Below are 14,856 nucleotides of genomic sequence, written 5' to 3' on the forward strand. Positions count from 1 at the left end.
GACGGATGACGAAGGTTCAACCCGACTGGCTGGCGCTCGCGACGCGTTTCGCGCAACTGCCCGACGCGCAGCGCGCGGTGTTCATCGACAAGCTCGGCGCGGCCGGCATCGATTTTCGCGTGCTGCCGATCCCGCCGCGCACGCCGCGCAGCGACCGCGTGCCGGCGTCGTTCGCACAGACGCGGCTGTGGCTGCATGCGCGGCTGATCGATGCGCCCGACGCGTATCACATCACCGAGCGCCTGGCGCTGACGGGCCCGCTCGACGTGCACGCGTTGCGGCTTGCATGCGATGCGCTGATCGCGCGCCACGAGGCGCTGCGCACGACCTTCGACGAAGCGCCGGACGGCGTCGCGCAGACGATCCACGCGCCGCTGCGCTGCCCGTGGCGCGAAACCGATCTTGAAGCGCTGCCGGACGCGCAGCGCACGGCACGCGCCGAAGCGGTCGCGACGGCCGACGAAGCCGAACCGTTCGATCTCGGCGTGGCGCCGCTCGTCCGCGCGCACCTGGTGCGCTTCGACGCGACGCATCACTGGCTCGCGCTGACCGTGCACCACATCGTGTCGGACGGGTGGTCGTCGGGTGTGATGCTGTTCGAGCTTGCGTCGTTCTATCGCGCCTATGCGTCGGGCGAACCGGTGCCGCTCGCGCCGCTGCCGATCCAGTACGCCGACTACGCGCTGTGGCAGCGCCGCTGGCTCGACGCCGGCGAGCGCGAACGCCAGCTCGCGTTCTGGCGCGAACGGCTCGATCCGCAGCGCGGCGTGCTGACGCTGCCGGGCGCGGCCGCACGACCCGCGCGCCGCAGTGCGCGCGGCGCCCGCCACGTGTTTTCGCTCGACGCGCGCATTGGTGCGCAACTGCGAGCATTCGCGGCCGCATCGGGCGCCACGCCGTTCGCGGTGCTGCTCGCCGCGCTCGATGCGCTGCTCGCGCGCGCGACGGGCGATGCGCGGATCTGCGTCGGCGTGCCGGCCGCGAACCGCGAACGCGCGGAAGTCGCCGGCCTGATCGGCTTCTTCGTCAACACGCTGGCGATCGACGTCGACGTGCCCGCGCACGGCGATTTCTCGTCGCTGGTCGCGCGCACGCAGCGTGCGCTCGTCGACGCGCAGATGCATCAGGACGTGCCGTTCGAGCAGGTGGTCGACGCGCTCGGCGTGCCGCGCAGCGCGAGCCACCATCCGCTGTTCCAGGTGATGGCCGCGTACGGCGAGCGTCGTGCGTTGCCGGCGCTCGGCGCGGCGTCGGCCGCGTTGCTGCCGTCCGGTACGCCTTCCGCGAAATTCGACCTGACGCTGTCGGTCGAGGCGACGCCGGACGGCACGTTCGACGCCGCGTTCATCTACGCGCTCGACCTGTTCGATGCGGATGCGATCGAACGGCTGGCCGCGCGCTTCGTCACGCTGCTCGCCGATGCGCTCGCGCGCCCCGACATGCCGGTCGGCGATCTCGACTGGCTGCCCGCCGCCGAGCGCGCGCAGCTCCTTGCATGGAACGCGCCGGCCGGCGCGACCGATGCCGAGCCGTTCGTGCCCGTGCATGCACGCATCGCCGCGCATGCCCACGCACGGCCCGACGCGCGCGGTGTCGCCGATATCGATCGTGCGTTCACGCGCGGCGAAGTCGATGCGCGCGCGGCCCGCCTGGCGCGCCATCTGGTGGCGGCCGGCGTACGGCCGGAAATGCGGGTCGGCGTCGCGCTGCAGCGCTCGGTCGACCTGCTCGTCGCGCTGATCGCGGTATTGAAGTCGGGCGCCGCGTTCGTGCCGCTCGATCCGGCGCATCCGCGCGAACGGCTCGCGCAGATCGTCGGCGACGCGAACATCGCGCACGTGCTGACCGACGGCGCGAGCGCGGCGTCGCTGCCCGAGCTGCCGGCGCTGCGCGTGTGGCGCGCCGACGAAGTCGCTGCGCTCGACGAAGCGGCGCACGTCGTGCTGCCGGACGTGCTGCCGGGGCATGCGGCTTATGCGATCTACACGTCGGGCTCGACCGGCAAGCCGAAGGGCGTGATCGTCGACCATGCATCGTTCGCGCTGCATTGCGCGGCGATCGCCGAGCGCTACGGCGCGGGCGAGCAGGACGTGTTCCTGCTGTTCCAGTCGGTCAACTTCGACGGTGCGCATGAAGGCTGGTTCTCGCAATACATGTCGGGTGCCGCCGTGTCGGTGACGGCCGACGTGCTGTGGCCGCCGGCGCAGACCTGCGCGATGATGGTCCGCGACGGCGTGACGATGACCTACGTGCCGCCCGGCTGCGCCGCGCAGCTCGCCGAATGGGCGCTCGCGCACGGCGCGCCGCCGACACTGCGGTCGCTGACCGTCGGCGGCGAGGCGACGTCGCGCGAGGCGTTCGCGATGCTGCGCCGCGCGCTGCCGAACGTGCGCGTGGTCAACGGCTACGGGCCGACCGAGACGGTCATCACGCCGACGCTGTGGATGTTCCGGCCGGGCGACGATCTCGCGAAGCTCGGCGACGCCGCGTACCTGCCGATCGGTACGCTGGTCGGCGCACGCACCGCGCACGTGCTCGACGAGCGGCTACATCCGCTGCCGGTCGGCGTGATCGGCGAACTGTACCTGGGCGGCGAGGGGATCGGCGTCGCGCGCGGCTATCTCGACCGTCCGGCGCTGACGGCCGAGCGTTTCGTGCCCGATCCGTACGGCGCGCCGGGCGCGCGGCTGTACCGCACGGGCGACCTCGTGCGGCGTCGCGCGGACGGCGTGTTCGACTTCTTCGGCCGCGTCGACCACCAGGTGAAGCTGCGCGGGCTGCGCATCGAGCTCGGCGAGATCGAGGCGCAGCTTGCCGCGCACGACGCGGTGCGTGAAGCATGTGCGGTCGTGCACGGGCAGGGCGCACTCGCGCAGCTCGTTGCATACGTCGAGCTGACCGCCGACGCACGGGCGGCCGCGCAGCCGGTCGAAGCCGCGACGCTCGACGCACACCTGCGCCGCACGCTGCCCGATTACATGGTGCCCGCGCAGCTGATCGTGCTCGACGCGCTGCCGCGCAATGCGAACAGCAAGGTCGATCGCGCACGGCTGCCGGCGCCCGTGCGCGTCGAACGCGCGTACGAAGCGCCGCAGGACGGCGACGAAGCCGCGCTCGCGGCGATCTGGTGCGACGTGCTCAATCTCGAGCGTGTGGGCCGGGGCGATCACTTCTTCGATCTCGGCGGCCATTCGCTCGCCGCCGTGCGCGTCGCGACGCGCGTGGCCGAGCGGCTCGGCCGCGACGTGCCGGTGCGCGCGCTGTTCGAAGCGCCGGTGCTCGCGCAGTACGCGCGGCAGGTGGCCGATGCGCCGCGCGCCGCGCATGCGGGTGCCGCGGCGCCGGGTGTTGCGGTGGCGCAACCGGACGCCCACGGCGTGTGGCCGCTGTCGCCGGCGCAGCTCGGGCTGTGGTTCCTGTGGCGCGCGCAGCCGGACAGCGCCGCGTACAACATTCCGGTCGCGCTGCGGGTGCGCGGCCCGCTGGACGTCGATGCGCTGCGTGCGGCCTTCTCGGATGTCGCGGCCGCGCATCCGGCGCTGCGCGCGCGGCTCGTGGCGCGTGACGGCGCGCTGCCGGGCCAGCGGATCGACGCGGACGTTTCCGTCGAACTGCCGGTGATCGACCTGTCGGCGCAATCCGATGTGCTTGCCCGAGCGGCGGCGCTGACCGACGAGGACGCGCTCGCGCCGTTCGACCTCGCGGCCGATGCGCCGCTGTGGCGCGCGCGGGTGCTGCGGCTCGGCGCGGACGATCACGTGCTGTCGCTGACGATTCATCACATCGTGTCGGATGGCGAATCGATCGAGCTCTGGCTCGACGCGGTTCGCGCGCGCTATGTCGCCCGCGTGCAGGGCGGTGCCGTGGCGGGCGGGGAGATCGCCCAACCGGTCGCCCGGCCGCTCGTGCTGCCCGCGCCGTGCCATCCGGCCCGCGTCGCTTACTGGCGCGATGCGCTGGCCGACCTGCCGGCGCGCCTGCTGCCGCAGCGCGCCAACGCGCCGGCCGTGCCGCAATGGCGCGCGGCCCGCATCGCGTTCGAATTCGACGGCGCGTTGATCCGCGCCGCGCGCGATACGGCATCGGCCGCGCACGCGACGCTGCCGATGCTGCTGCACGCGGCGCTCAACACCGCCTTGTTCCGCGCGACGGGTGCGGCCGACCAGCCGGTCGGCGTGCTCGCGTCGACGCGCGAGCTGACGGGCGACGCGGCCCGCGAGGCGCTCGGCCTCTTCATCAATTCGGTCGTCGTGCGCACGCGGATCGACCCGGCCGCGCGTCGCGCGGACGTGCTGGCACAGGTGCGCGACACGGCACTCGCGGCCTATGCGCACGCCGACGTGCCGTTCGCGGACGTCGTCGCGGCGCTGCGCGCGCCGCGTGCCGCGCAGGCCAATCCGCTGTTCCAGGTGATGTTCAACTACCTGCGCCCGACCGGTGCCGCCGCGCGCGACTGGGCCGGCCTGTCGCTGGCCGGGTTCGACGACGTGCGCCATCGCGTCGTGTTCACGCTGGAGCTGGACGTCGTCGAACATCCGGACGGGCGCGTGAGCGCCGCGTTCTCGTATGCGGACGAACTGCTCGACCGCAGCTTCGTCGACGTGCTCGTCGACGTTTACCACGACGAAGTCGCGCGCTTCGCCGGCGCGTCGGAAGCCGCCCTCGGCGCGCCCGACACGCATGCCGTTGCGCAAGCGTCGCCGCGCGCGCACGCGAAAGGCGGTGCATGCGCCGCAACGTCGTTACGCGCACCGCACGCGGCTGCTGCGCTCGCGGCGCTGTGGTCCGACACGTTCGCGACGGCCGCGCCCGCGCCCGATGCCGACCTGTTCGAAGCGGGCGCGACGTCGTTCGACGTCGTGCGCTTCGTCGACGCGGCCAGCCGCGCCGGTCACGCGCTGACGGTCGCGGACCTGTTCGCGTCGCCGACCTTCGCCGCACTCGGCGCGCGGCTCGACGCATGCACGGAAACGGGACAGGAGGAACGCCATGCTGGCTGAAGTGCGTCCGGACGGATTCACGATGCTCGATACCTACCGCCTCGCGTTCGCGGACGGCCTGTTCGCCGTGCGCGACGGCGCGGAGATCCGCGTCGCGCAGGGCGACGGCATCGGTGCGCAGTTGTTGCGCGCGCAACTCGGCGACGACGGCGCGCTGCGCCTCGTCGCATACAACCATCGCGCGTCGCCGGCCGACCAGCGGCGTGCGCTGCTGGCCGCATTGGCCGCGGCGTTTTCCGACAGCGCGCGCCACTCGTCGATCCGGCTCGACCCGGCCGCGTGGCCGGCGGTCGCGCTCGATGCGATGCGCGCGAGCGGCGTGCTCGCCGACGCCGGCCGTTGCATGCGCGAAGGCTGGGCACAGCAGGCCGACCTGTGGCTCGTCGGCCCGCATCTGCCGTGCGCGACGCTGCCGGTGTTCACCGACGGCCGCCGCCACCCGCGCCGGCCGCCGGCGCCGCGCGGCGAAGTCTATGCGCGCGACCTGCCGGCGCTCGGCGTGCGCTTCACGCTGCGCGGCTGGCAGCCGGCCGAGGATGCCCAACGCGTCGCGCGCTGGTTCGACGAGCCGCGCGTGCGCGACGGCTGGCCGGGCGCGCAGCCTGGCGTGGACGGCGGGCAAGGTGCGGCGCCGGATGCCGACCCGCACGTCACGCCGCTCGTCGGCTGCTTCGACGGCGAACCGTTCGCGTATTTCGAGGCGTTCTGGCTGAAGGAAAACGCGCTCGCGCCGCACGTCGCGGCGCGCGACTACGACCGCGGGCTGCGGATGCTGGTCGGCGAATCGCGCTGGCGCGGCCCGCATTGCGTGGCGGGCTGGCTGCCGTCCGTCGTTCATTACCTGTTTCTCGACGACCCGCGTACCGAAGCGGTCGGCTGTGCCGTTCCGGCCGGCCACGCGCGGGTTGCCGATCATCTCGCGCGGCATGGCTTCGCGCGGCAGCGCCGTCTCGCGCTGGCCGACGCGCAGCCGCTGTGGATGCGCACGCTGCGCGAGACGTTCTTCTCCGGCCGTCACGTCTGACGCGCCGGATTCACCGACAAGGGAGCTGAGACATGCAGAGAGAAACCGTATTCGACCTGATCGGCGTCGGCTTCGGGCCGTCGAATCTGGCGCTGGCCGTGCGCCTCGCGGAGCGCGGCGGGCTCGCCCATTGCTTCGTCGAGCGCCAGCCTGAATTCGGCTGGCATCGCGGGATGCTGCTCGACGACTGCCGGATGCAGATCTCGTTTCTGAAGGATCTCGTCACGATGCGCGATCCGAAAAGCCGCTACACGTTCATCAACTACCTGTTCGAACGCGGCCGGCTGAACGAATTCGTCAACCTGAAGAACTTCTACCCGACCCGCGTCGAGTTCCACGACTACCTGAGCTGGGTGGCCGACGCGTTCGACGATCGCGTCCATTACAGCGAGACCGTGCTGGGCATCGAGCCCGTGCGCGGCGACGGCGCGCGGATCGACGCGCTGCGCGTGCTGTCGCGCGATGCCGCCGGCCACGAGCGCCAGCGCGTCACGCGCGCGCTGTCGGTCGGCGTCGGCGGTACGCCGGCGATCCCGGACGCGTTCGCCGCGCTCGGTCGCGACCGCGTGATCCACTCGTCGTCCTACCTGACCGACATCGACCGGCTCGTCGCGTCGCCGTCCGGCGAGCGCCGCCGCATCGCGGTGATCGGCGCGGGGCAGAGCGCGGCCGAGGTGTTCATCGATCTCGCGCGCCGCTTCCCGCATGTCGAGGCGAGCCTCGTGATGCGCGCGGGCGCGCTGAAGCCGGCCGACGACAGCCCGTTCGTCAACGAGATCTTCAGCCCCGAATTCACCGATGTCGTCTATGCGCAGCCGCATGACGCGCGCCGCGCGCTGCTCGACCGCTATCGCGACACGAACTACGCGGTGGTCGACCGGCCGCTGATCGAACAGATCTACGAAATGCTGTACCTGCAGCGCATCGACGGCACGCCGCGTCATGCGCTGCTCGCGAACAGCGCGATCGAGGCCGCGGTGCGCACCGCCGACGGCCGCGTCGAGCTGACGGTGCGCGACCGGATGAGCGGTGCGACGCGCGTCGAGCGCTTCGACGCGCTCGTGCTCGCGACCGGCTATCGCCGCGACACCCATTCGGCGCTGCTCGAAGGGCTTGCGCCGCACCTGGGCGATGCGCTCGCGCGTGGCGACGTGACGCGCGATTACCTGCTCGCGACGCCCGCGCACTTCGCGCCGCGCATCTACCTGCAAGGCTGCTGCGAAGACAGCCACGGTTTGTCCGACACGCTGCTGTCGGTGCTGGCACGCCGCGCGGACGAAATCTGCGCGTCGCTCGAAGACGGGATCGCGCCCGCCCATGACGAAGGCGCGGCCAAGACAAGACAGGAAAACGGGGTGAGCGCGAGCCGGATGGCTTTCGCTCTTTGACAAAGGCGCGGTCGGAGACCGCATGAAAAAAGTGGAGCAGAGAAAGATGGAGTGGGCAACAGGCACGCGTTTGCGTGCGATCGCAGCCGCGGCAAGCGTGGCGTTCGGTGCGGCGGCGGGGCAGGCCTATGCCCAGACGGCGCCGGCCGTGAACGCAGGCGCCGCGGCGTCGGCCAGCAGTGCGCAGGGCGGTGCGGCGGCCAGTGCGTCGACCGGTACGCTGCCGACGATCAACGTCAACGCGGCCTCGGAAGGGGACGGCACGGTCGGGCTCGTCGCGAAGCGCAGCCGGACCGGCACGAAGACCGATACACCGATCAACGAGATCCCGCAGACGATCAACGTCGTCACCGCGCAGCAGATCGAGATGACCGGCGCGACCGACGTGAACGCGGCACTGCGCTACGTGCCGGGTTTCTCGTCGTACGGTTCGGACAACCGTTCCGACTGGTACGCGGCACTGCGCGGCTTCACGCCGACCGCCTACGTGAACGGGCTGCAGGTGCCGAACACGATCAACCTTGCGAGCTGGCGCGTCGATCCGTACATGATCGACAGCATCACCGTGCTGCGCGGGCCGACCTCGGTGCTGTACGGCGCGGGCGACCCCGGCGCGATCATCGACGTGCAGACCAAGCTCGCCGACGGCGAGCGCGTGCGCGAGGCCGGCGTGCAGATCGGCAACTACGCGCGCAAGCAGTTCATGATCGACGTGGGCGACAAGCTCGACCCGGACGGCAAGTACGCGTACCGGTTCGTCGGCGTCGCGCGCGACGGCAATGCGCTGACCGGCCCGAACAACGACCAGCGCGTCGCGCTCGCGCCGTCGTTCCGCTGGCGCCCGAACGCGGATACGTCGCTGACGCTGTCCGCGACGTACCTGCAGGACTGGGGCGACATCTCGTCGAACTTCCTGCCCGCGCAGGGCACGGTGCTGCCGAACCCGAGCGGCCAGATCAACAAGGACGTGTACGAAGGCGACCCGAACTTCAACTACTACCGCAAGAAGCAGTGGTCGGTCGGCTATCAGTTCGAGCAGAACCTGACTTCGGCGTGGACGTTCCGGCAGAACGTCCGCCTGATGCACCTGTCGCTCGACAACGGTTCGGTGTGGGGCAACGGCTTCGTCGACGGCAGCACGACCGATGTCAGCCGCTGGGCCGGCGTGTTCCAGATGAACTACAGCCGCTTCGACATCGACAACAACGTCGAAGGCCGCTTCGCGACGGGCCCGCTGCAGCACACGCTGCTGCTCGGCTTCCAGTACAACCGGCAGACCGCAACCGACAGCGAGTGGATTGCCGCCGCGCCGCCGCTGAACATCTACAACCCGGTGTACACGCCCGTGACCACGTCGGTGTTCTCCAATCCGGAGACCACGGGTCGCACCAACACGTACACGGCGATGAACACGTTCGGCCTGTACGCGCAGGACCAGATCAAGTGGAACCGCTGGACGCTGACGCTCGGCGGCCGCGAGGACTGGGTCAACATGCGCCAGGACGACCGCGCGGGCGGCACGTCGACGAAGGCGGACGTCACGGCGTTCACCGGCCGCGTCGGCCTCACGTACCAGGGCGACTACGGGCTGTCGCCGTACATCAGCTACGCGACGTCGTTCAATCCGCTGATCGGCGTGAACCTGCTCGGCGGCGGGCTGCCGCAGCCGACGCGCGGCAAGCAGATCGAGGCCGGCCTGCGCTGGCAGCCGCCCGGCAAGAACCTGATGCTGAACGCGGCGATCTACCAGATCAACCAGACCAACGGCATCACGCCGGCGCTGCCGAGCCAGGACGACAGCGGCACCAAGTCGGTACAGTCCGGCGAGGTGCGTTCGCGCGGGATCGAGCTGAGTGCGACCGGCAAGGTCACGCCGAACCTGTCGCTGATCGCCTCGTACGTCTATCAGGACGTGAAGGTCATCAAGGCGAACGACAACTCGCTGAACAACTGGCCGGTCGACATTCCGCGTCCGCGCCAGATGGCGTCGCTGTGGGCCGACTGGACGTGGCATACGGGGGCGCTCGCGGGGCTGGGCTTCGGCGGCGGCGTTCGCTACCAGAGCGCGTCGGCCGGTGGGTCCGACAACTCGCTGACGGTGTCGAGCGTCACGCTGTTCGACGCGGGCGTGCACTACGACACGCGCAACTGGCGCTTCGCCGTGAACGGGACGAACCTGTTCAACCGCCACTACATCAGCGGTTGCCAGTCGGTGAACGTCTGCGTGTTCGGCACCGACCGCACGGTGATCGCGACCGCGAAATACAACTGGTGACGATGCGCGCCGCGGCCCGCCGGCCGGCCTTCGTGGCCGGCGCGGGCCGGCCGCGGCGCCTTCGTCCGCTTTTCCACGACGCATCCATGCCGAAGAAAAATCTCGTCTACATCCAGTCGCTGCGCAACGGCGCGGCCGATCGCGCCGGCCAGCCGGTCGCTTATCAGGGCGGCACGCGCTACATGAAGGCGCCGCTCGAATTCCTCGTCGAGCGCCTGAACGACTCGCCGCTCGGCGAGCGCTACACGCTCAAGGGCGTGATCGTCGACGACGACGACGGTTCGCCGGCCGACCGCGCGAAGGTGGCCGACTACGGTTTCGCGCGCACGCCGGGCCGCCCGTGGATCCTGCCGGAAGGGTTGACGGTGCAGGGCCGGCCGGTCGACGAACTGTTCTGCACGATTGCGTCGACGTACCGGCGGCTGCCGCGCGACGCACGCGAGCGTGCAGCCGGCAAACAGGCGTTCGAGCGCCGCCTGCTCGAGCGCCTGCTCGAACTCGAAGCCGATGTCGTCGTGCTCGACGGGCTGCTCGTGATCCTCGACGAGCTCGTGCGGCCCGGCGCGCGCTTTCACCGGCGCATCGCCAACATCCACCCGGGCATCACCGCCGACGGTTCGCCGTACCAGCGGCGCGGCGCATGGGCGACGCTCGACGCGCTGCACGGCGCGCGCGGCGAACGGGTCGACTGGGCGAGCGGCGCGACGTCGTCGGTCGAGCCCGTGATGATGACGGGCGCGTCGTTCCACTACGTCGACAACGGCATCGATTCCGGCGAGGTGATCTGCGACGTGCTCGACACGCCGATCGCACCGGACGACACGATTCTCGAACTGCGCTGGAACAACTTCCAGCGCAGCCTGTTTCCGGCGCTCGAGCGGGGGCTGCACGTTCTCGCCGATCGCCACGACGCGGGAGCACTGTGATGCAAGACACGCTGACGAAACCGGCCGGCGCCGCCGACGCCGTCGAAGGTGAAGTGGCCGCGGCGCTCGACGGCGCCGTGCACGGGCCGGCGATGACGGTCGCCGAGCGCTCGCTCGACGCGTGGCGGCCCGACGATTCGCCGGAGGCACTGCTCGCGGCGTTCGTCGCGCTCTTCAACACCGACACGCGATACGACGCGGCGACGATCACGGTGCCGCTCGGCGGCGCCGATGCGGCTGCCGTTGCGTCGTTCGTCGCGCGCGCGGTGCGCGAGGGCGTGATCGACGGCGCGCAGGCCGAGGGCGACACGCTGCGGTTCACCGTATCGCGCACGACCTTCTGGCAGAACCCGCGACCGTGGCTGAAGGCGCCCGCGTCGGGCGGGATGCCGCTGCGCCATGCGATCACGAACGGCCACCGGCACCCGGTGCGGCCGCCGTCGCCGGCCGGCGAGATCTATGCACGCCATATGCCGCAGGTCGGGATGACGTTCAGCCTGCGCACCGTCGACATCGACGCGCATGCGGACCTGTTCAGCGGCTGGATGAACCTCGATCGCGTCGCGCATTTCTGGGACCAGCGCGGCACGCGCGACGAGCACGCGGCGTATCTTGCCGAGCGGCTCGCCGATCCGCACATGCACCCGATGATCGGCTATTTCGACGACACGCCGTTCGGCTATTTCGAGTTCTACTGGGCGAAGGAGGATCGTCTCGCGCCGTTCTACGATGCGCACGACTACGATCGCGGGCTGCACCTGCTGATCGGCGATTCGCGGTTCCAGAGCGCCGGCAAGCTGCATGCATGGTGGAGCGGGGTGCTGCACTACATGTTCGTCGACGAACCGCGCACGCAGCGGCTCGTCGGCGAGCCGCGCGTCGATCACGTGCGGCACATCGCGTACATGCACCGGCTCGGGTTCCACACGCTGAAGGAGTTCGATTTTCCGCACAAGCGCGCGGCGCTCACCGTGATCGAGCGAGACACATTCTTCGACACTTTCCGGTTGCCGTGACGGCGCGGGTGCGCAGCGTCGGTGCGACGTTGCGCGCGGTGCGGTGCCGCACCGGCATCGGCCGTTCGGGATATGGACCGCGTGGCCTGCGTCGTGAAGAATGGATCGCTCTCCTCATCGACGACAGGCCGGCAACATGACAAAAACACCCGTGGCAGCGTGGGGCGCGACGTCCGATTTGCGTTCCCTCAATTTGACATATGCCAGCATATGTCTAGAATGGGCGCATCGTACTCCCATGGAGTGGCTCATGCGCACCGTTTCCATTTTCAAGAACGCCCGTAACCAGGCAATCCGCATCCCGAAGGACATGGAGTTCGAGGGGGTGACGGAACTCGAGATCCGTCGCGAGGGCGACACGCTGCTGCTGCGGCCCGTGCGGCCCACGTGGCTCTCGTTCGCGAGCGAACCGCTGGCCGACGCCGATTTCCTCGCCGAACGCCCGGCCGTGATCGAGTCCGGCCGCTTCGACCTTTCCGGCGGCGCCGCGCCGACGGAGTCCGGCCAGTGACCACGCTCTACATGCTCGATACGAACATCTGTTCGTTCATCATGCGCGAGCGGCCGCCGGTAGTGCTTTCGCGGCTGCAATCGTGCGTCAATGCGCAGCACCGGATCGTCGTGTCGGCCATCACTTATGCCGAAATGCGGTTCGGCGCAGTCGGCAGGAAGGCTTCGCCGAGGCATGCGGAACTCGTGACGGCCTTTGTCTCGCGGCTCGATGGCGTGCTGTCATGGGATACGGCGGCCGTCGATGCAACGGCCGCGATTCGCGCCGATCTCGCCGCGCGCGGCATGCCGATCGGCGCGAACGATGCGTCGATCGCCGGGCATGCGATCGCGGCCGGTGCGGTGCTCGTCACGAACAACGGCCGGGAGTTCGGCCGGGTGGCCGGGTTGTCGCTCGAAGACTGGGCAGCCTGAGCGCGGCAGTGCGAAAGCGGGATGACGCGGCGGCGCCACAGCGTCGTGTCATGCGTGCGGTGCGGGTGAATCCTCGAGAAAGGCGTCGCGAAATGCGTCGAGATACCGGTTGGCGTCATCGCTGAATTCACCCGGCAACAGCGCGAACGCACGTGCCAGCAGATCCTGGCCGAGCGTGGCATAGGTCGCTTCGTCGGACAACAGCACGCGGATCGTGTCGCGCGTGTGCGGCGAGGCAATCCGTTTCGCGTCTCGCGCGAGCAGCGCGGCGGCGGCAAGGCCGGGCTGGAACGCATGCCGTTCCAGCAGGTCGGGGGCGGCGTCCCAGATGCGCTCGCGATTGCCTGCATCGTGAAAATTCCGCAGCAGGAACAGCAGGTCGTACGCATCGCTGTTCTGGCGTGCACGCCGGTCCTTCCAGGCGAGCAGCTTCAGCAGCGCGAGCGCCGGCAGGCTGGCCACCGGCACGACGGTGCGTGCGTCGATCGACACCGGCTGCGCGGTGTCCACCGCTTCCTGGAAGCCGAGCACATTCAGCACGAATTCGCCGCCCGGCGGCCACGCGATCTCGCCCGGCGGCGTTTCGAGCGGCCCGAACGGCACGAGATCGAGTTCGGTGCGAAAACCGTGCGTGCCGCTGTCGAACAGCAGTTTCTGCTGTTGTTTCGGTGCGCGCGTGAATTGCCCGGTCGCAACGAGCGCATCGACGAGCTGCGCGTGAAACGGCCAGCTCACCGCGCACACCGCAACGTCGACGTCCCGTGTCGCACGCACCGGCCGGATGCCGTGGACGTGCCACATCAGGATGTCGCGCGCGGTTGCGCCGGCGACGACGAAAGCCGCATCGACGCGCGCGCAGGCATGGCTCACCGCTTGCAAGAGCGCGACCGCCGCCGGGTCGAGCGGCCGGCGCGCGTCGACTTCAAGCGGGCGGATGGGCGAGGTATCGGTCATGGATCCGTTCGGCGGCGGCAAGGTTGCGGCTGTCCCCGGAGGAGACGAGATCCGCATAGATCAGGAGCGGCGGTACGAGCGGCAAGCGCGGCTCGTGCCAGTCGAGCACGGGCGAGTGCGGCCAGAATGCTTCGACGATTTCGACGTCGCCGTGGTCGTCCGGGCGCAGGCGGGCCTGGAGCAGCAGGCGGTTCGATGCCGCGCCATGCGTATAGACGGTGATCTCGGCCGGCTTCAGGTCGTGCGTCAGCAGGTCGGCCGCCGGTTCGCCGCCGAGCCGCGCATCGAACGACGCGAAATCGAAATCGCGCCACCAGTCGGGCGCGAGGCTGGCATAACGACGGCTCGGCAGTTTCGCGCGCAGGCGGCTCGGGTACAGCGCAACCCATTCGTGCACGAAGCGCGGCCAGTCGGGTATCAGGCGCTCGCCATTGCGGCGCTGCCCGACGAGGCCGCGCGCGATCAGGTCGTCCATCGCGAGGTTGACCGTGCCGAGCGCGACACCCGACGCGGCCGCAATCGTCCGATAAGGCTGCGCGACGAGGCCCGGCTGTGTCGCGACCGCGAACATCACGGCCAGCCCCTTCGGCGTCGTCGCGCGCGATGCCTGCCGGCGCGGCGTGCGTGCGGGTTTCGGCCGGCCCGCGATCATCACGGTCGCCTCCGGCTGAATCAGGCATGCGTTGCCCGCGGTGTCGAGAAACGGGATGCCCTGGTCGGTCAGGCCGGCGGCCAGTTCGGCCGAAAGATAGGGGGCGATCAGCATCAGCGGCCGCTCGCCGGGTGTCGCGGTCGCGACGCCGCGGCGGCGCAGTGCCGCGAGTGCGCCCGGCAGCGATTCGACGCGCTGGCTCACGGCGGCCGGCATCTCGAACACCTGCCCGGCAACGTCGAAGCGGATCATCGCGTCGGCTTGCCCGGCATACGTGGCCGGCACGCGCACGGGCCGCGCGCCGAAGCGCCGGGTCGCGCGTTCGAACGCGGCGCAGGCTTCGTCGAGCACGTGCTGTTCCGACATCGGAAGGGGGGCGTTCTCGGGCATCGGGGGCGATTGCTTGTTCACTTCCTCATCAGCGTACACAAAAAATGTACAGGCGTCAAAAAGTGAACAATTACCGGTAACACGTTGATGTGTCGGCATTATTCCGGATGCTTGAACGGTCATCGTCGAATCCTGGCGCTCGTCAAATCGCTGTCAAGCCCACAGCCTCGCGCGCCCGAACCATGTGCGGCAGTCATCCGGATGGCCGGTCAGCTCATATCGTGTGCGGTACCAGATACGGCAACCATCGGTTGCTACCGCGACGACTTTTCGTCTGTCCGGTTGCTGGCGAACCGACTATCCTTGC

At 70.1% G+C, this 14,856-nt stretch carries 10 protein-coding genes; 8 read left to right on the forward strand and 2 right to left on the reverse strand.

The annotated features are described in order from the left end of the window. The first annotated feature begins 5 nt into the window (after positions 1–5). The 8 genes from VK92_RS17990 (at position 6) to VK92_RS18025 (ending at position 12,553) form a co-directional block, all read left to right on the forward strand. Complete coding sequence (locus VK92_RS17990) at positions 6–5,000, forward strand: non-ribosomal peptide synthetase (RefSeq protein WP_048020603.1); 4,995 nt, start codon at positions 6–8, stop codon at positions 4,998–5,000. Next, entirely contained in the window at positions 4,990–6,024 is a 1,035-nt protein-coding gene (locus tag VK92_RS17995) for a GNAT family N-acetyltransferase (RefSeq protein WP_048020601.1), read from the forward strand. Before VK92_RS17990 ends, VK92_RS17995 begins: the two co-directional genes overlap by 11 nt. Before the next feature lie 32 nt (positions 6,025–6,056). Continuing rightward, entirely contained in the window at positions 6,057–7,412 is a 1,356-nt protein-coding gene (locus VK92_RS18000) for a lysine N(6)-hydroxylase/L-ornithine N(5)-oxygenase family protein (RefSeq protein WP_048020600.1), read from the forward strand. Between the two features lie 22 nt (positions 7,413–7,434). Next, positions 7,435–9,687 (forward strand): TonB-dependent siderophore receptor, encoded by a 2,253-nt coding sequence (locus VK92_RS18005; RefSeq protein WP_048020598.1) that lies wholly within the window; start codon positions 7,435–7,437, stop codon positions 9,685–9,687. Positions 9,688–9,773: 86 nt separating this feature from the next. After that, positions 9,774–10,613 (forward strand): formyltransferase family protein, encoded by an 840-nt coding sequence (locus tag VK92_RS18010; RefSeq protein WP_042975471.1) that lies wholly within the window; start codon positions 9,774–9,776, stop codon positions 10,611–10,613. Further along, positions 10,613–11,629: a GNAT family N-acetyltransferase gene (locus VK92_RS18015; protein WP_048020596.1), complete on the forward strand. Its 1,017-nt coding sequence runs from the start codon at positions 10,613–10,615 to the stop codon at positions 11,627–11,629. Before VK92_RS18010 ends, VK92_RS18015 begins: the two co-directional genes overlap by 1 nt. Positions 11,630–11,879: 250 nt before the next feature. Next, positions 11,880–12,140: a type II toxin-antitoxin system VapB family antitoxin gene (gene vapB / locus VK92_RS18020; protein WP_021160097.1), complete on the forward strand. Its 261-nt coding sequence runs from the start codon at positions 11,880–11,882 to the stop codon at positions 12,138–12,140. Further along, a complete protein-coding gene (locus VK92_RS18025) occupies positions 12,137–12,553 on the forward strand; it encodes a PIN domain-containing protein (RefSeq protein WP_048020594.1) in 417 nt (138 codons plus the stop codon). The genes vapB and VK92_RS18025 overlap by 4 nt, the downstream gene beginning before the upstream one ends. Positions 12,554–12,601: 48 nt before the next feature. Here VK92_RS18025 and VK92_RS18030 read toward each other — a convergent pair whose 3' ends face one another. Continuing rightward, positions 12,602–13,507 carry a nucleotidyl transferase AbiEii/AbiGii toxin family protein gene (locus VK92_RS18030; protein WP_048020593.1) on the reverse strand — a complete coding sequence of 302 codons (906 nt, stop codon included), beginning with the start codon at positions 13,505–13,507 and terminating at the stop codon, positions 12,602–12,604. After that, a complete protein-coding gene (locus tag VK92_RS18035; protein ID WP_048020591.1) occupies positions 13,476–14,549 on the reverse strand; it encodes a type IV toxin-antitoxin system AbiEi family antitoxin in 1,074 nt (357 codons plus the stop codon). The genes VK92_RS18030 and VK92_RS18035 overlap by 32 nt, the downstream gene beginning before the upstream one ends. Between the last annotated feature and the right edge of the window lie 307 nt (positions 14,550–14,856).

It is taken from the genome of Burkholderia sp. LK4 (assembly GCF_001043615.1).
Classification (GTDB): Bacteria; Pseudomonadota; Gammaproteobacteria; order Burkholderiales; family Burkholderiaceae; genus Burkholderia; species Burkholderia cepacia.